Origin of the sequence: Amycolatopsis sp. VS8301801F10, assembly GCF_046195355.1 — a bacterium.
In the GTDB taxonomy this organism is placed as follows: domain Bacteria; phylum Actinomycetota; class Actinomycetes; order Mycobacteriales; family Pseudonocardiaceae; genus Amycolatopsis.
Window position 1 is genome coordinate 820656 of the sequence record NZ_CP176065.1, and the last position, 17104, is coordinate 837759.

At 68.3% G+C, this 17104-nt stretch carries 15 protein-coding genes; 6 read left to right on the top strand and 9 right to left on the bottom strand.

What is annotated here, in order from left to right:
- Nucleotides 1–82 precede the first annotated feature (82 nt).
- The 4 genes from F9C11_RS03920 to F9C11_RS03935 all read right to left on the bottom strand — a co-directional run bounded on the left by F9C11_RS03920 (nt 83) and on the right by F9C11_RS03935 (nt 4307).
- Complete coding sequence (locus tag F9C11_RS03920; protein WP_409186805.1) at nt 83–1156, bottom strand: glycosyltransferase family 4 protein; 1074 nt, start codon at nt 1154–1156, stop codon at nt 83–85.
- 130 nt (nt 1157–1286) lie between these two features.
- The gene (locus tag F9C11_RS03925) at nt 1287–2621 is read right to left on the bottom strand and encodes a nucleotide sugar dehydrogenase (RefSeq protein WP_409183554.1); all 1335 of its coding nucleotides are present in this window, start codon (nt 2619–2621) and stop codon (nt 1287–1289) included.
- Between the two features lie 220 nt (nt 2622–2841).
- A complete protein-coding gene (locus F9C11_RS03930) occupies nt 2842–3528 on the bottom strand; it encodes a glycoside hydrolase family 75 protein (protein ID WP_409183555.1) in 687 nt (228 codons plus the stop codon).
- Nucleotides 3529–3674: 146 nt separating this feature from the next.
- The gene (locus F9C11_RS03935; RefSeq protein ID WP_409183556.1) at nt 3675–4307 is read right to left on the bottom strand and encodes a polysaccharide deacetylase family protein; all 633 of its coding nucleotides are present in this window, start codon (nt 4305–4307) and stop codon (nt 3675–3677) included.
- 332 nt (nt 4308–4639) lie between these two features.
- Here F9C11_RS03935 and F9C11_RS03940 point away from each other — a divergent pair, with 332 nt between their 5' ends.
- Nucleotides 4640–5665, top strand: a complete 1026-nt coding sequence (locus tag F9C11_RS03940) for a hypothetical protein (protein WP_409183557.1) — start codon at nt 4640–4642, stop codon at nt 5663–5665.
- A gap of 1 nt (nt 5666) precedes the next feature.
- Here F9C11_RS03940 and ddaH read toward each other — a convergent pair whose 3' ends face one another.
- Nucleotides 5667–6512: a dimethylargininase gene (ddaH, locus tag F9C11_RS03945; RefSeq protein WP_409183558.1), complete on the bottom strand. Its 846-nt coding sequence runs from the start codon at nt 6510–6512 to the stop codon at nt 5667–5669.
- Between the two features lie 74 nt (nt 6513–6586).
- Here ddaH and F9C11_RS03950 point away from each other — a divergent pair, with 74 nt between their 5' ends.
- The 4 genes from F9C11_RS03950 (at nt 6587) to F9C11_RS03965 (ending at nt 11119) form a co-directional block, all read left to right on the top strand.
- Nucleotides 6587–7030, top strand: coding sequence for an Lrp/AsnC family transcriptional regulator (locus F9C11_RS03950; RefSeq protein ID WP_037712217.1), 444 nt, complete (start codon nt 6587–6589; stop codon nt 7028–7030).
- A 57-nt stretch (nt 7031–7087) separates the two neighbouring features.
- Nucleotides 7088–7849, top strand: a complete 762-nt coding sequence (locus tag F9C11_RS03955; protein WP_409183559.1) for an enoyl-CoA hydratase — start codon at nt 7088–7090, stop codon at nt 7847–7849.
- A gap of 286 nt (nt 7850–8135) precedes the next feature.
- Nucleotides 8136–10058 (top strand): 2-oxoacid:acceptor oxidoreductase subunit alpha, encoded by a 1923-nt coding sequence (locus tag F9C11_RS03960; protein ID WP_409183560.1) that lies wholly within the window; start codon nt 8136–8138, stop codon nt 10056–10058.
- Complete coding sequence (locus tag F9C11_RS03965) at nt 10055–11119, top strand: 2-oxoacid:ferredoxin oxidoreductase subunit beta (RefSeq protein WP_409183561.1); 1065 nt, start codon at nt 10055–10057, stop codon at nt 11117–11119. The genes F9C11_RS03960 and F9C11_RS03965 overlap by 4 nt, the downstream gene beginning before the upstream one ends.
- A gap of 69 nt (nt 11120–11188) precedes the next feature.
- On the opposite strand, the gene F9C11_RS03970 is transcribed toward F9C11_RS03965, so the two are convergent.
- The gene (locus F9C11_RS03970; RefSeq protein ID WP_409183562.1) at nt 11189–12601 is read right to left on the bottom strand and encodes a hypothetical protein; all 1413 of its coding nucleotides are present in this window, start codon (nt 12599–12601) and stop codon (nt 11189–11191) included.
- Nucleotides 12602–12614: 13 nt separating this feature from the next.
- Nucleotides 12615–13652, bottom strand: a complete 1038-nt coding sequence (locus F9C11_RS03975) for a polyprenyl synthetase family protein (RefSeq protein ID WP_409183563.1) — start codon at nt 13650–13652, stop codon at nt 12615–12617.
- A 258-nt stretch (nt 13653–13910) separates the two neighbouring features.
- Here F9C11_RS03975 and F9C11_RS03980 point away from each other — a divergent pair, with 258 nt between their 5' ends.
- Nucleotides 13911–14561 (top strand): hypothetical protein, encoded by a 651-nt coding sequence (locus F9C11_RS03980; protein ID WP_409183564.1) that lies wholly within the window; start codon nt 13911–13913, stop codon nt 14559–14561.
- Between the two features lie 47 nt (nt 14562–14608).
- Here the strand turns inward: F9C11_RS03980 and F9C11_RS03985 are convergent, their stop codons facing one another.
- Nucleotides 14609–15466, bottom strand: coding sequence for a DUF4365 domain-containing protein (locus F9C11_RS03985; RefSeq protein ID WP_409183565.1), 858 nt, complete (start codon nt 15464–15466; stop codon nt 14609–14611).
- Nucleotides 15467–15534: 68 nt separating this feature from the next.
- Entirely contained in the window at nt 15535–17100 is a 1566-nt protein-coding gene (gene nuoN / locus F9C11_RS03990; protein ID WP_409186806.1) for an NADH-quinone oxidoreductase subunit NuoN, read from the bottom strand.
- Nucleotides 17101–17104 lie beyond the last annotated feature (4 nt).

Sequence of the window (17104 nt, forward strand, 5' to 3'; positions counted from 1 at the left end):
CGCACGGGTCATTGACCCCGTCGCGGCACCGCACCGGTTGGTTACACCATCCGGCCGAACCTTGTTCGAAACGCGACCCAGCTCAACCCAGCGCACGCTCGTACGCCTTGATCAACGCCGCCTGCGAATTTCCCCAGGCGAGCGGTCCGCGCACGCGTTCCCTGCCGAGCTTCCCCATCCGTTCCCGCTGCTCCGGGTCGTCCAGGAGCACGGAGACGAGCTTCGCGAACTCCGCGATGTCGTTGGCCGGCGCGTAAAGCGCGGCCTCGCCCGCCGACACCCGCGCCTCGCGCAATGCGAACGACACCATCGGTTTGCCCATGGCCATGTACTCCATGACCTTGTTCATGGTCGACACGTCGTTGAGCGGGTTGAGCGGATCCGGCGAAAGGCACACGTCCGCCGCCGACAAATACCGCAGCAGATCCTCGTCCGACACCCGGCCGGTGAATTCCACCTGCCCGGACAAACCCAGCTCACGCGACAACGCGACCATCTCGTCGAACGTGTCGCCCGCCCCGACGAACACCGCGTGCCAGTCGTCGCGTCCCACCTCGTCGCGCAGGGAAGCGAGCGCGCGCAGGGCGTAGTCCACGCCGTCCTGCGGGCCCATCACGCCGAGGTAGCACAGCAGATTCGGCTTGCCGCGCTTGAGTTCCGGCTCCACCGGAACCTCGTGGAACCGCTCCACGACCGGCGCGCTGCGGACCACGAACACGTCCTCGGGACGCTTGCCGCCGCGGATCCGGGCGACCTGCCGATAGCTCTCGTTGGTCGCCAGCACGACGTCGGCCGCGCGATAAGTGGCGCGTTCCAACGCACAAACGCCGCGGTAAAGGAAATCCTGCCCGCGGTCGAACCGAGACAAATACAGTTCCGGCACCAGGTCGTGCTGATCGAAAATGAACTTCGCGCCCCGTCTTCGCAGCATCCGGGCGACGAGAAAGAGCAGATCCGGCGGGTTGCAGGCGTGCACGACGTCGACCCGGCCGATCTTGCGCGCGAGCCGGAACGTGTGCCAGAGCGCGGATCCGTACTCGCGTGCGTACCCGGCGGGCCCGCCGGTCGCCGCCTGGAGCGGATACCGGTGAATGTGCACGCCGTCGAGGACGATCTCGGCCTCGGTGTCCCGTTTCGTGCCCCGCGGGCAGATCACGTGCACCGTCATCCCGGCGTCGCGCAGGGTCTGGCATTCCTGCCACACCCGCCGGTCGAACGGCACGGACAGATTCTCCACGAGAATCAGCGCGACCCGGTTCCGCAGGATTTCGTTTTCGGAAAAGCCCTCACCAGGCAAGGCCGACGTACCCCTCTTCCGCCCGGCGCGCGGCGGCGTCCGGGACGCGGACCAGATCGACCAGCAGCGGCCCGCTCCCGTGCGGCAGAGCGGCCAGCACCTCCGGGTCCGAGGTGCCGATCAAGCACACCTCGGCGTGGTCGAGCACCTCCCGCACCGACCCGGCGAGCAGCTGCCCGAGATGCGGCAGCCGGCTTTCGATGTACTCGCGGTTGGCCCCCATCAGCCGAGAAAGGCTGACGTTGGCGTCGTGGATCTTGAGGTCGTATCCCTTGCCGAGCAAGCGTTCCGCGAGTTCGACCAGCGGGCTCTCGCGCAGATCGTCGGTGCCCGGTTTGAAGGACAAGCCGAACAGCCCGACCTTGCGTTTCCCGGTCCGCGCGACCAATTCGAACGCGCGGTGGAGATGTTCGGCGTTCGACGGCAGCACGTGGGCGAGCAACGGCACCGAGACGTCCGCCTGCCGCGCGGCGTAGACCAGCCCGCGCAGGTCCTTCGGCAGGCAGGAGCCGCCGAAAGCGAATCCGGGCCGCAGGTACGCCGGGCTGATGTTGAGCTTGCGATCGGCCAGGAACACGTCCATCACCTGATGCGAATCCAGCCCGAGCGCCCGGCAGATCGCGCCGAGTTCGTTCGCGAAACCGATTTTCACGCCGTGGAAAGCGTTGTCCGCGTACTTCGTCATCTCCGCGACCGGGATCGGCACCCGGAACACGTCGCCGGGCAACCCGTCGTACAGCTTCGCCACGACGTCGCCGCTGGCCGGATCGAACTCGCCGATCACCGTTTTCGGCGGCTGGAAGAAGTCGCGCACGCTGGTGCCCTCGCGGAGGAATTCCGGGTTCACCGCGACCCCGAAGTCGACCCCCGCGGTACCGCCGCTGTGCTTTTCCAAGATCGGCACGAGCAACCCGAGACAGGTGCCCGGCAGCATCGTGCTCCGGAACACGACGGTATGCCGGATCTCAGTGCGCCCCAATGCTTTTCGTTCTTTCAACGCGACCCCGATCTCCTCGGCGACGCGTTGCAGATACTCGGTGGAAAGACTCCCGTTGGGCGCGGACGGCGTGCCGACGCACACCAGGGAAACGTCGGTCTCGAGGATCGCTTCGGCCACCTCCGTGGTCGCGCGCAACGCCCCGGACTCGACCACCTCCGCGGTCAATTCCCCGATCCGTTCCTCGACCACCGGTGCCTTGCCGGCCCGCACGAGATCCACCTTCGCCGGATTGACGTCTACCCCGACGACCTCGTGTCCTTCTCCCGCCAGGCAAGCCGCGGATACGCACCCCACGTATCCCAGCCCGAAGACGCTGATCTTCACAACGGAACCTCCGCCCGACCGCTCGCTGCTCATTGGTCGGAGCGCGGACGGGCTTCGTTACCGGTTCCGCGAAACAAGGCGGGAACCCGTGTCGCCGCACGGATTCCCGCCTTGACCCGCCCACCGGTCCGGCGGTTACCCCATCCGGCCGTACCGGCAGGGGAATTTGCCCACGGTTGTCCGGAAAGGGCAGTGATTGCCTTCCGAAGCTTCGAAAAATTCAGTTTCCGCCGACGAACGCGGAAGCCAGCTTTTGTCCCGTACTCGTGGCCGCGGCGTGCTCTTCGATCGGGTTCACCGTCGAGTTCTTGAAGCACACGTAGGTCACGCCGGAGTCGACCCCGCCGTTCTTCGGGTCCGGATTGATGCCCAGATCCTTGGCCGTCGCGTACGACGCCTCGCCGATGATCTTGTTCGGCCCGGTGTCTCCGATGACCGCGTACTCGACCTTGCCGTTGTAGATCACCGCGCAAGACCCGCCGCCGCGGAGGCCGGAGTTGGCGTAATTCCAGATGCCGCTCGAACTGGGAACGACGATGTACGGGAGCTTGGCGGCGTTGAGCGGTTTCCCGTCGGACTGCGGGAAGGCGGTGTCGGGGTAGAAGCAGCAGTCGGTGTTCTCGTTGCACTGGGTGGTGCGCTGGCCGTCGCAGTCGATGTCCATATCGGCTTTCCAGAAGACTGCCTTGCCCGCGTCGCAGACCGGGACGGTCGCGCTGCCGGAGTCTTCGTCGGTCTTGTATTTGCCGTTGGAGATCTGCTTGCAGGAGGCCACCTTGGCGAGGATCTGGTCCGCGGTGGGGCCTGCCTGAACCGCTTCCGGGGCGGGGGTCGCCGCGGAGGCGAGCGCGGCGGGCAGGACAGCGGCGGCTATCGCCAGAATCGCGAGCAGGACGAGTTTCCGCATCGACGCTCCCTGTTTATTAGGAAACTTTCCTTACGGCGGCGCGCGCTCAGGATGCCGCCGAACGGATGCGGTCACAACCCGCCGAAAGAGGGTGTTTTTTCCCGCCGAACCGACCAGCCCGGAAAACCTCGCCTGCCTTGGCCGCACTACCGCCCGGGCCGGGAAGCCCAGCGCCCGGGGAACCGACGCGGACGGCGGCTCACCGCCTCGGCCCAGCTGGAGTTCAGGTCCGACCGGATCTCCGTCCGGGGCCGCACCAGCGCCGCCCCGCGCACCCCGCCGACATTCGCGTACACCCGCGTCGCACCGGCCTCGCGCAAATGCGTCAGCACCCGCCGGTCGAACCGGCCCTCCGGCAGCGAAAACCGCCGCACCGGAGTACCGCTCAATTCCTCCAGCAACCGCGGCGCCTCGTCCAGCTCCCGGCGCACCGCGAACGAACCGTCCAACCTCCGCCAATCCAGCCGGTCCCAGCCGTGCGACCCGACGTGCATCCCCGCGTCCACGAGCTGCCGCAGGCCGTCGCGGTCGACATAGCCACGCTCGCCGACCCGCCCGGCCAACGGGAAGAACTCGGCATACAACCCGCGCTCGACCAGCCGGGGCAGCGCGATCTCGACGTCGGAGGAGTTGCCGTCGTCGAAAGTGAGCCGCGCACCCGTCCCGGAGACGACGCCCAGCAGCGTGTCGAACTGCTCGACGGTGATCCACCGCTCGTCCTCGCCCGGATCGAGCGACCGCTGGGGTTTGCCAATGCCGTGCACCGCAAAGGTGATCATCGCGCCGCCTCCCGTCCGTCGTACCGTACCCGATTAATCGGATTCGCAAACGGAGTAGTTACCGGCGCCGATCCCATGGTCAACAGCACACTTCCAGCACAGGGGAAACACTTACGCAGGAAAATCGGAATACGTCCACACTTGTAGACAGCTGCCATCTTCACACGTTTGGGTGAAGATTCAATGATTGCGGTGCTAGTGCCCCGCCCAGCACCGCGTCCGCCGCCATCCGGGCGGGCTGCCTGCGCGGCTTCCCCGGCCGGGCGCCGAAGCAGCCGGACTCGGCAAAACTACCGACCCGGCACCTCCGTCCCGCCCGGAAAAATCGGCCAGTGCCCAGCTTTTCCCGCCTGCAGTTGTCCCCCCGGCCGATCGCCGCGGCCATCGTGGTCGTCGTCTTCGGCACTGCGCTGGTGATCCACCTGACGACCCGCTCGGACGACGACCCGGTTGCCGAACCCGCGCCGAGCAGCGCTCCCGCGAGCCTCAGCCCCACGACCTCTCTCCCGCCGAGCAGCACCGCCTCCTCGGCCCCGCTCGACCCGGCCGGCTACCAGAAGCTCCTCACCGACCTCGGCGCGTCGATCACCCCGGCCGTCGAGCGGCTCGGACGGGCGACCACCGCCGCCGCGCTCCGGGACGCGGGCACGGCGCTCAGCGACGCGCTCAACCAGGCCGTCCGCCAGCTCGACGCCGCCGCGCCCCCGGACGCCGTCCGCGCCGCCCACCGGGAGCTGCGCACCGACCTCAACGTGGTCAGCGCCAGCGCGCTCCCGAAGGTCATCGCGCCGACCTTCGACAACAAGCTGTGCGGCGGCCCTTCCGCGATGTCGGTGCTGAGCCGCGACGAAGCCGTCGCGGGCCTGCGCGAAAGCCTCGCGAAACTGGCCACCGCCGACCCGGCCCACCCCTACCGTCTCGGCCCGTTGTTCCCCGGCCCCCAGCCGGAACCGAACCGCGGCCTCGCGAACGAAACGGTCGTCACCGGCGCGGGCGGCGGCAAGAACACCATCTCCGTCAAGAACCTCTCCGGCACCGACCAGGCCGTGACGCTGGCGGACGGCTCGCGCCCGGTGTTCACCGTGTACGTCAAGGCCGGAGCCACCGCCTCGGCGGGCGGCATCGCGAACGGCCACTACACCGCCTACAGCACCGGCGGCTCCGACTGGGACGCCGCGACCGGCCGCTTCACCCGCGACTGCTCGTTCTCGAAGTTCGGCGTTCCCGCCCAGCTCGACGAAAACGGGTACACCCACACCAACCTGGAGCTCACCGTGCGCAAGATCGACCCGGCCGCGCTCCCCTCCGGGCCGTTCCCGGAGCAGAGCGCGATCGACCCGGCGGAGTACCCGCACTGACCTACTTGCGGATCTCCAGCGTGCAGCACTTCGGCCCGCCGCCGGCCTTCCGCAGCTCCGAGATGTCCACGTACACCGGCTCGTAACCCCGCTCGGCGAGCCGCGCTCCCAGGTCGGTCGCCTCCACTGGCAACACGACGTTGCGGCCGTCGGACACCCCGTTCAGCCCGAAGCACTCGGCGTCGGCCGCGGTGGCGAGCACCGCGTCCGGGAACATCCGGCGCAGCACGCGCTGCGAGCCCGGCGAGAACGCGTCCGGGTAGTAGACGATCTGCGCGGTCGTCGTGTCCGTCGCCTCGGCGAGCACGAACAGCGCGGTGTCCAGGTGGTAGTAGCGCGGGTCGATCAGCCGCAGCGACACGACCGGGACGCCGAGCACCTCCTGCGCCTCGGCGTGCGCGGCCGGGTCGGTGCGGAAGCCGGTGCCGGCCAGCAGCAGCTTGCCGGTCCAGGCGAAATCGCCCTCGGCCTCGTTGATCTTCTCCGGCATCGTCAGGTCGCGGTAGCCGTGTTCGAGGAACCAGCGGCGGAAGTGCTCCGCCTCGGCGGCGCGCTGCGGGGCGCGGAACCGCGAACCGAGCACGCGCCCGTCCACGACGGTGCCCGAGTTGGCCGCGAACACCATGTCCGGAAGGCCGGGTTGCGGGTCGATTTCCTCGACGGTGTGGCCGAGGCGGCGATAGGTGTCGCGCAGCTCGGTCCACTGCGCGACGGCGACGTCCGCGCTGACCGGCTTCGAGGGGTCCATCCAGGGGTTGATCGCGTAGTCGACGGCGAAATAACGCGGCGGGCACATCAGGTAACGGCGGGGCGTGGGCACCCGCGGCGGCACAACCTCTCCCTGCATGCAACCAGGCTAAGGTGGACCTAATCTCGCAATCAATCGCTGTTCACTGCGCACCTGCGTGCTAAACATTGCGTGTGAACACCATCGACCAGCGAATCGTTTCCTGCCTGGTGGCCAACGCCCGCTCCAGCTACGCGGAGATCGGCAAAGTGGTCGGGCTGTCCGCCCCGGCGGTGAAACGACGCGTCGACCGGCTGCTGGAAACCGGCGTGCTGCGCGGCTTCACCGCGGTGGTCGACCCGGAGGCGCTCGGCTGGGGCACCGAGGCGTTCGTCGAGGTGCACTGCCAGGGCAACGTCACGCCCGGCCGCATCCGGGCCCGGCTGGAACCGCTGACCGAGGTCGTCGCCGCCTACACGGTGTCCGGCGCGGCGGACGCGATCGTCCACCTGCGCGCCGCCGACATCCACCACCTGGAGACCGCACTCGAGCGGCTGCGCGGGCTGGAGATCATCGACCGGACGGTGTCGACCGTGGTGCTGTCTCGGCTGCTGGAGAGGCCGCCGACCCCGTCGTGAGTGGCGATCGCGGTTCTAACCGTGATCGCCACTCACGACGATGCGATGCTGACCGGCATGACCGACCGCATCCACAGCGAGCACGACCAGGGCGTCGCGCTGCTCACCGTCGACGCCCCGAAGAGCCGCAACGCGCTCACCCTCGACCTCTCCGCCGAGCTGGCCGCCGCGGTCGCGCGCGCCGAGGCCGACGAGAGCGTGCACGCCGTGATCGTCACCGGCGCCCCGCCGGCGTTCTGCGCGGGTGCCGACCTCACCGCGCTCGGCAAGGCCGACGCGGAAGGGCTGCGTTCGGTGTACGCGGGCTTCCTCGCCGTGGCCGGCTGCAGCCTGCCGACGATCGCCGCGGTCGGCGGGGCCGCCGTCGGCGCTGGTCTGAACCTCGCGCTGGCCGCCGACGTCCGCCTTGTGGGACCGCACGCCAAGTTCATCCCTCGGTTCCTCGAACTCGGCTTGCATCCCGGTGGAGGCATGACCTGGATGTCGCAACGAATCCTCGGCCCGCAGCAGGCGTCCGCGATGGCGTTGTTCGGCGAAACCCTTACCGCGGAATCCGCGGTCCGGGCAGGGTTCGCGCTGCGCTTGGTGGACGGCGACCACGACGCATTGGTCCAGGCCGCCCGCGACCTCGCCGCCCCGGCGGCCGCCGCTCCGCGCGAGGTCGTGGTGTCCACCAAGCGGACTATGCGGCAGACGAGCGGCCTGACCGACCACGCCGCGGCGGTCGACGCCGAACTCGGTCCACAGTTGGAATCGCTGGCCGCACCGGCATTCGCGGAGCGGCTGGCGGCGATGAAGGCCCGCATCAGCGGCCGCTGAGCCGGGCCGCGCACAAATTCCCACATTCCGGGAACCCTCAACCTGGAGCAAACTGCTGGTCAGTGCCGCGCCGGCGGCACGAGACGCGCGTCACTCCGGACCGCGGCGCCAGACGCCCTACGATCGAGGGCACCCCGGCTGGCATTCGGTCTGCACACCCCACACTTGAGCCGGACTCGGGCCGAGGCCAGGGCGCGGCGAGTAACCTCGGAAGCAGGCCTCGGCGGGCTCCCCGGGGAGCCGACCCGGGCCCGCAGCACGCCGGGAGAGAGGGATTCCCTGACCCATGAGCACCAGTGCGAACGGCAGCGCGGCCGGGAACGGCGCGCTGACCGCGTCCCGGTCCACCGAGGTGAACAAGCTGGACCGGGTGGTCATCCGGTTTGCCGGCGACTCGGGCGACGGGATGCAGCTGACCGGCGACCGGTTCACCTCGGAGGCCGCGGCGTTCGGGAACGACCTGTCGACCATGCCGAACTTCCCGGCCGAAATCCGGGCGCCGCAGGGCACCATCCCCGGCGTCTCGTCCTTTCAGGTGCACTTCGCCGACTACGACATCCTCACCCCCGGCGACCGGCCGGACGTGCTCGTCGCGATGAACCCCGCCGCGCTCAAGGCGAACGTGCGCGACGTGCCGCACGGCGGGACGATCATCCTCAACACCGACGAGTTCACCAAGCGGAACCTGGTGAAGGTCGGCTACGAGACCGACCCGCTCGACGACGATTCGCTGTCGCCGTTCCAGGTGCACCGGGTCGCCATGTCGACGCTGACCCAGGGCGCGCTCGCCGACACCGGCCTCGGCAAGAAGGACGCCGAACGCTGCAAGAACATGTTCGCGCTGGGCCTGCTGTCGTGGATGTACCACCGGCCGACCGAGGGCACCGAACGCTTCCTGCGCGAGAAGTTCGCGAAGAAGCCGGACATCGCCGAGGCCAACATCCTTGCCTTCCGGGCAGGCTGGAACTACGGCGAGACCACCGAATCGTTCGCGACCACCTTCGAGGTCGCGCCCGCGAAGCTGGACAAGGGCACCTACCGGCAGATCACCGGCAACACCGCGCTGGCATACGGGATCGTGGCCGCCGGACAGCAGTCCGGGCTGCAGATCCTGCTCGGCACGTACCCGATCACCCCGGCCTCGGACGTGCTGCACGAGCTGTCCAAGCACAAGAACTACGGCATCATCACCTTCCAGGCCGAGGACGAGATCGCCGGCATCGGGGCCGCGCTCGGCGCGTCCTACGGCGGGGCGCTGGGCATCACGTCCACGTCCGGTCCGGGCGTGGCGCTGAAGTCGGAGACCATCGGCCTCGGCGTGATGACCGAACTGCCGCTGGTGATCATCGACGTGCAGCGCGGCGGGCCGTCCACCGGCCTGCCGACCAAGACCGAGCAGGCCGACCTGCTGCAGGCGATGTTCGGCCGCAACGGCGAATCGCCGGTGCCGATCGTCGCGCCGCTCTCGCCCGCCGACTGCTTCGACGCGGCGATCGAGGCCACCCGGATCGCGCTGAAGTACCGCACGCCGGTGCTGCTGCTGTCCGACGGCGCGATCGCCAACGGCTCCGAACCGTGGCTGGTCCCGAATGTCGAGGACCTGCCGGACCTGCGGGTGGAATTCGCGGCGGAACCCAACTCGGACAACGGATCCGGCGAGTTCTGGCCGTACGTGCGCGATCCGGAGACGCTCGCGCGGGCGTGGGCGATCCCGGGCACCCCCGGGCTGCAGCACCGCATCGGCGGGCTGGAGAAGGCCGACGGCACCGGCCACATCTCCTACGACCCGGACAACCACGACAAGATGGTGCGGCTGCGCCAGGCGAAAATCGACGGCATCGACGTGCCGGACCTCGAGGTCGACGACCCGTCCGGAGAGGCGCGCGTGCTGGCGCTGGGCTGGGGTTCGTCCTACGGCCCGATCGGCGCGGCCTGCCGCCGGGTGCGCAAGCTCGGGATGCCGATCGCGCAGGCGCATCTGCGCCACCTCAACCCGTTGCCGAAGAATCTCGGCGAGGTGCTCGCCCGCTACGACCGGGTCGTGGTCCCGGAGATGAACCTCGGTCAGCTCTCGCTGCTGCTGCGGGCGAAGTACCTGGTGGACGTGCATTCGCACACCAAGGTCGCCGGCTTGCCGTTCAAGGCCGAGGAACTGCAGAACGTGTTCGCCGACATCATCGCCAACCTCGTTCCGGAGGGCGTCAAGTGACCGCCATCGATCTCGGGCTGCCGCAGCTCGGCGGCATCGACCTGGTGCCGACCACCGACGAACCGCAGAAGGCCAAGGACTACAAGTCCGACCAGGAAGTGCGCTGGTGCCCCGGCTGCGGCGACTACGTGGTGCTCAACGCCGTGCAGTCGTTCCTGCCGACGCTCGGGCTCAAGCGCGAGAACATCGTCTTCATCTCCGGCATCGGCTGCTCGTCGCGGTTCCCGTACTACCTCAACACCTACGGCATGCACTCGATCCACGGCCGCGCGCCGTCGATCGCGACCGGGCTCGCCACGACGCGCCCGGACCTGTCGGTGTGGGTCGTGACGGGCGACGGCGACGCGCTGTCCATCGGCGGCAACCACCTGATCCACGCGTTGCGGCGCAACGTGAACATCAAGATCCTGCTGTTCAACAACCGGATCTACGGGCTGACCAAGGGCCAGTACTCGCCGACGTCCGGCCAGGGCATGGTCACCAAGTCGACGCCGATGGGTTCGCTGGACACGCCGTTCAACCCGCTGTCGCTGGCGATCGGCGCGGAAGCGTCGTTCGTGGGCCGCGCGCTGGACTCCGACCGCAAGGGCTTGACCGAAGTTCTTGAAGCGGCGGCGAAACACCGCGGTTCGGCGCTGGTGGAGATCTACCAGAACTGCCCGATCTTCAACGACGGCGCGTTCGATGTGCTGAAGGACAAGGACGAAGCCGCGTCCCGGCTGATCCCGCTCCGCGCGGGCGAACCGATCCGCTTCGGCCCGGAAGGCGAATTCGGCGTCCGCCGCGGCGACTGGGGCGGCCTGGATGTCGGCAAGGTCGCGGAAATCGGCGAGGAAAACCTGGTGGTGCACGATCCGTCGATCGCCGACACGTCGTACGCCTTCGCGCTTTCCCGCCTGGGCGACCAGAACCTGAACCACGTCCCGACGGGCATCCTGCGCCAGGTAGAACGCCCCACCTACGACGACGCGGCGCGAGCCCAGGTGGAGCAGGCGCGTGCGGCGCGGAAACCGGACCTGCAGGGATTGTTGCGGGGCAAGGACACCTGGACTGTCGCGTAGGTTTTAGTCCACTTACGACAGAGGCCGCCACTCCCGGATTAGGGAGGGCGGCCTCTGTCTTATGTGGACTCAGTGCAAGGGCCGGAACCCGACCCGCTCAGCATCGGCGGCACTGCGGAACCACACCTCAGCCACCATCTTCGGAAACTGCGGCGAATCCTCCCCGCAATACCGCAACGCCGTCACACTCGCCTTCACCGTGAACCCCTCCGCCGGACGGCCGCCACCCGGCCGCGGCATCGCCGAACCCGGGCCGAACGGTCCCGGCGGCACCGCGTCATCCGCGGTCTGCCGCGCGGGCGGCGGTTCCGGGGCGGCCATCGCGGCCTGGTTCGGCTGCACGGACGGCTCGAACAGCGAACCGCTGTGCCCGCCTGCCAGATCCGGTTCGCGGCGCTCCACCGGGCGCATCGACGGCTGGATCGGCCGCGGCGGGTCGAAGCCTCCGCGCGGAGATTCGCGGCGCTGCCGTTTCGGCAGGCCCTGGCTGCTTTCCGCGGTGTCCTCTGTGGACTCGGCGGGCGGTTCGGCGTTCGGGATCAGGTGGTCGGTCGTCGAATCCTCTTCGAGGTGGCCCACGGCCGGCTCGGCGGGTTCCTCGAACGGCGATCGCTGCGCCCCGTCCGGCTGGCTGAACCAGTCCGGCTCCGGCTCGGCCGCTCGGCCCGGGCCCGGGCGGAACAGCGAGACCGGCTCGGATTCCGCGGCGGCGCCGTCCACCGGAGCCGGGTCCAGCCGTCGCTCCAAAGAGGACAATCCGTCGGCGGGCCCGGTCAGGGAATGGCTCTGTTCCTGCTCATCGGGACGCTCCGGCTCGGAGTAGTCCGCCGCGGGAACCTCGGCCGGTTCCGGAGCCCGGTGGTAGCCGCTGTCGTGCTCCTCCGCCGGTTCGGCGACCCGGTGATAGCCGCTGTCGTGCTCGTCCGCCGGTTCCGCGACCCGGTGGTAGCCGCTGTCGTGTTCCTCGGCCGGTTCGGCGACGCGGTGCGAACCGGTGTCGGCCGGCTGCAGGTACTCGGTGGCCGCGGCGCGGTAGGCCGAACCGGAGTCTTCCGGAGCGGTCTCGGCCGGTGCGCTGTCGAAAAGACCATTCTGCTGTTCGCGGGCCTCGGCCTGCGCGAACGCCTCGTCGACGTCGTCCTCCGCCGAGTCCGCGGGCTTCCCGGCGGCAGCTGGTTCCGGAGCCGTGCGGTACTCCGCGTCGTACTCGGCCTCCGGCTCGAACGCGCTCGTCGCCTGGATGACTTCCGTCGGAGCGTGCTCGCGGCGGTCTCTGGTCCAGTCCTCCGCGGGCGGCAGCACCGCGGTGCGCGCGGGCGTGCTGGCCGCGGCGCGGGCCGTGTCGGCGTGCGCGCTCGCCAGTTCCGTTTCCAGTTCGTGTACCCGCTTGCGCGCCGGACGCGCCAGCACCAGCCAGGCGAGCACCGCGCCGACAATGAAGGCCAGCAGGCTCCAGAGCCACACCTGCCCGAAAATGGACATTTCTACGCCCCTTTTAGAACGTTCGCGCGACCAGGTAGTCGGCGACCGACTCGCAAGCGTCGCGCGCGGGGGAAGCGGGCAGCGAGGCGAGCTCGGCACGTGCTCGGGAAGCGTAGTCGGAAAGGGTTTCCCGCGCGCGTTCGAGGCCGCTGGAACGGCGCAGCAGCTCGAGCGCCTCGGCCACCAGAGCGTCGTCGGTGATCGGGCCGGCGAGCAGCTCCACGAGCCGCGGGTCGGTGTCCGGATCGGCCAGCGCGTACAGCATCGGCAGCGTGCGGACGCCTTCTCGCAGGTCAGTGCCCTGCGCCTTGCCCAGCTCGACCGACGGCGAGGCGATGTCGATGACGTCGTCGGAGATCTGGAAGGCCGCACCGATGATGTCGCCGAAGCGGCGCAGCGCCTGGATGTGCTCCTCGGCCGCGCCGGACATCATGCCGCCGAAGCGCCCGGACGTCGCGATCAGCGAACCGGTCTTCTGCGCGATGACGGTGAGGTAGTGCTCGACCGGATCGTCGCCGGGACCGGGCCCGACGGTCTCCCGCATCTGCCCGCTGACCAGCTCGCCGAACGTCTCGGCGATGATCCGCGCGGCGTCCGTGCCGAGGTCGGCGACGAGCCGGGAGGCGTGCGCGAAGAGGTAGTCGCCGGTGAGGATGGCGACGGTGTTGTCCCAGCGCGAGTTGACGCTCTCCGCGCCGCGGCGCATGGTCGCCTCGTCCATCACGTCGTCGTGGTACAGCGTCGCCAGGTGCACCAGCTCGACCGCGGCGGCCGCGATCAGCACCTGCTCGCCCTGTTTGGGCCCGAACTGCGCGGACAGCAGCGTAAACAGCGGACGAAAACGTTTGCCCCCGGCCTCGACCAGGTGCAACGCCGCGTCGTGCACCGCCGGCACGTCGCTCTTCACGACGTCCCGCAGCATCGTCTCGACGTCCGCGAGCCCGCCCGCGATAGCGCGCAGCAGCGGCTCGTCCTGGATCTGCAGCCCGACGGTCGCGCGCAGGTCCTCGACAGCGCCATCCCGGGCCGCCCCCGGAGGTGGTGAAGACACAGACACGTCGGCTCCGCTCTCTCGTGGCGCTCTTCGCCAGTCGGTTACCCCCTTCAGGGTAGTGGTTGCCCCGCGGCCTGCCTTTACCCGCTGTCCTGCGGAAACGGTGACGAACGCGACACTGCCGCCGCAGCCTCCCGGCAGCCCACGAACGGGTTGATCCACGCTCCCGGACGGGTGATCGCCAGCCAAGGGCGCAACGGGCGATTCGGACCTGCGGATAGTGCTGGAAGCAGCAACAGCAGCGAGGAGACGAACATGATCATCAAGCGCACCGCACTGGCCGCCGCGGCACTGGCCGCCACCGGTTTGCTCGCCGCTGCCGGGACCGCCGCCGCGGACACCCCGGCCGGCGTCGCCGACCTGGGCAACGCGAACTTCACAAAGGCCGGCGCCACGATCTCCATCCCGGCCCAGGCCCCGTGCGCGGTAGAAGGCCCGACAAGCGCCACCGCACCGCTGGTGTCCAAACCAGGAGTCACCTTCGGCGGCGGCACGTCCTCGTGCACCACGGAAGTCACCGACCCAGGCAACGACGTCACCACCACGACGTCGACCGCGACAGGGAACAACTTCGAACTGTCGGCACTGGTGAGCGCAGGCGGAAAACGCATCCGCATCTCGTCGTACACGGTGACCTGCAAGGCAACCCAAACCGGCACCAACGCGAACTGGACCCTGAGCGGCCTCACCGGAATCACCGGCCTCCCCTCGCCGATCCCCGCGAACTACACGAAGCCCCTGACGAAGTCGGACGGAACGCTGCTGGCGAATGCGGTCTTCAACCTCCAAACCCTGCCCGGAGACGGAAGCATGACCCTGACGATGCTCCGCATCGACTTCGCCCCAGCGTCCGGCGCAACGGGTTCGGTCACGGTCGGCCACACCGCCTGCTCCCCAACCCCCTGACAGTCGTGCCTGAAAGCGGCCCCGCATCTTGCTGACGCGGGCCGCTTTCATATCTTTGCCGGTGGGAGGTCTCGGAGGTAGCAGCTTGCCGAGAGACAACTCCGGAGCCAGTGCCCTTCGGCGTTATCAGTGATGAGGCCGCCGCCGGACAGCACCAGGTTCTCGAACAAGTTGAGGTGGCTTGGAGAAAGTTGGCTGCTTATTTCCCCGGCCTCGAATCCAGCAGACATCTCGGCTTCGGTGACGAGCTTCGAGACCGTATCGGCCACCTCTGAGGGCACAGCCGAAGTCCGCACCTCCTCCCAGTCGACGTCCGAGTGGAAGACACTCCCGAACGGTTCACCTCGGCGTTGCCTGAAGACCATCGGCTCGCCCGACTCGTTCTGGAAGTAGCCGACGTAGTCCTGCTGCTGCAGCTCAGCACCGGAGAGCCGGGACAGCGCACGCAGGAACTCGTTGCGCGGAGATACGTCGGCGCGCACAGACTCGATGAATGCCGGAAATGACTCAGCATCGAGCACCTGGTCCGGCTGAAGATGCAGAGTGGTCGTCGTGGGCTGCCGGCGAAGGACCGCGCTGGCATTGACCCAGAACAGCTTGTCCAGTTCCGGATCGTGCACCACACAGATGACCGGCACCGTGGTCTTACGCCAGAAATCGCCGTGTTTTCCCACGCTCACCTGGTAACCGCCGGCGCGGCGATAGGACTTCCCGCCCTTGACCTGGAGCGCGAAGACCTCGCCGGTCCTCCGCTGGTTCTCCACGAGCATGACGTGGAAGTCCTCGCCGAAGTCCGCGTGCCCCGGGATTTCCGCCATCACTTGTCCCTGACTCTCGATCAGGGTGCGCACCCGGTTCACCGCGTCCCGCGAGATGCGCCAGCTTTCGGATATCTCTCCGCTCATTTCCTCTCCCCCCAATCGAAAGGGCCGTCACAGCAACACACTGTGACGGCCCTTTCGCGAAACCCATCTTACGAAGCGAACCCTCCAGCCCCAGCCCAGTCCAACGCAAACGCCGGAAGAACCCCAAGCACCAACGTAACCACAACCCCCAAAGCAATAGCCGCCGTAGTAAACCCACCCGGCACAGTCACCGTAGGCCCATCGGCGGCAGGCTCCGAGAAGTACATCAACACAATGACCCGCAGATAGAAGAACGCAGCCACCGCACTGAACACCAGCGCGATAACCACCAACGGCGCCATCCCATCCGACAACGCCGCCGAAAACACCACGAACTTCCCGACAAACCCGCTGGTCAACGGAATCCCAGCCAACGCCAGCAACAGGAACGTGAACACCCCGGCCAACAACGGCGACCGCTTGGCAAGCCCAGCCCAAGCGGAAAGATGCGTAGCCTCCCCACTGGAATCCCGCACCAAACTAACCACGCCAAACGCAGCCAGAGTAGTAAACCCATAAGCCAGCAGATAGAACAGCGTGCTGGACAATCCGTCCTCGGTCATCGCGATCGCCCCGACAAGCAAGAACCCAGCGTGCGCCACCGACGAATACGCGATCATCCGCTTCACGTCAGTCTGCGTCAGGCCGAGAATCGCTCCGAGCGCCATCGAAATAATGGCCACCGCCCACATGACCCCGCGCCACTCCCAGCTCGTCGAGGAAAACCCGACGCTGAGCACCCGCAGAATCGCGCCGAAGGCAGCAACCTTCGTGCAGGCGGCCATAAATCCGGTAACCGGCGTGGGCGCACCCTGGTAGACGTCCGGCGTCCAGGTGTGGAACGGGCCAACAGAACCCTTGAACAGCAGGCCCACCACCAGCAGACCGAGACCCGCGAACAACAACGTGTCCGACCGGTCCGACCCAGCCGCCGCGTGGGCGATGTCGGCCAGCTTCACCGAGTCCGCGTAGCCGTACAGCAGCGCGAGCCCGTACAGGAAGAACGCCGAAGAGAACGCGCCCAGCAGGAAGTACTTGACCGCGGCTTCCTGCGAAATCAGCCGCCGACGGCGAGCAAGACCGCACATCAGATACAACGGCAGCGAAAGCACTTCCAACGCGATGAACATCGTCAAAAGATCGTTGGCCGCGCAGAACGTCATCATCCCGCCGAGCGCGAATAGCGTCAGCGGAAAAACCTCAGTCTGCGACGTAGTAGCCGCCTGTGCCCGATCCTGCACCGTCCCCGGCCGGATCGCCGCCTGCGCCACGAACGCGCCGCCAGGCTCGACCTTCCGGTCCGCGATCAGGAACACCGCGCCAAGGCCGAGCAGCAGCAACGTGCCCCACAGGAACAACGACGGCCGGTCCACCGAAATCGACCCGGAGAACGTCGTCGTGCCGGCCTTCGTGGCCGTGGAACCAGTCGCGTACAGGATCAGCGAAACCCCGGAAGCGAGGATCGCGCCCAGGGAGATCGTGACCTGGATCCCCCACCGCATGGACTTCGGCGCGAACGCCTCCACCAGCACGCCGATGCACGCGACGCCGAAGACGATCAGCATCGGCAGCACGGCCGCGTAATCGACCGAAGGCACTTCGAGCGGCGCTGCCGGCGCCTGCGCCAGGAACATGTCG

Bases quoted from the DNA above. Each gene is read 5' to 3' on its own strand.
- F9C11_RS03970 (WP_409183562.1), bottom strand. From the start codon at position 12,601: ATGTCCATTTTCGGGCAGGTGTGGCTCTGGAGCCTGCTGGCCTTCATT.
- F9C11_RS03985 (WP_409183565.1), bottom strand. From the start codon at position 15,466: ATGAGCGGAGAGATATCCGAAAGCTGGCGCATCTCGCGGGACGCGGTG.
- ddaH (WP_409183558.1), bottom strand. From the start codon at position 6,512: ATGCAGGGAGAGGTTGTGCCGCCGCGGGTGCCCACGCCCCGCCGTTAC.
- F9C11_RS03980 (WP_409183564.1), top strand. From the start codon at position 13,911: ATGATCATCAAGCGCACCGCACTGGCCGCCGCGGCACTGGCCGCCACC.
- F9C11_RS03955 (WP_409183559.1), top strand. From the start codon at position 7,088: ATGACCGACCGCATCCACAGCGAGCACGACCAGGGCGTCGCGCTGCTC.
- nuoN (WP_409186806.1), bottom strand. From the start codon at position 17,100: ATGTTCCTGGCGCAGGCGCCGGCAGCGCCGCTCGAAGTGCCTTCGGTC.
- F9C11_RS03935 (WP_409183556.1), bottom strand. From the start codon at position 4,307: ATGATCACCTTTGCGGTGCACGGCATTGGCAAACCCCAGCGGTCGCTC.
- F9C11_RS03930 (WP_409183555.1), bottom strand. From the start codon at position 3,528: ATGCGGAAACTCGTCCTGCTCGCGATTCTGGCGATAGCCGCCGCTGTC.
- F9C11_RS03960 (WP_409183560.1), top strand. From the start codon at position 8,136: ATGAGCACCAGTGCGAACGGCAGCGCGGCCGGGAACGGCGCGCTGACC.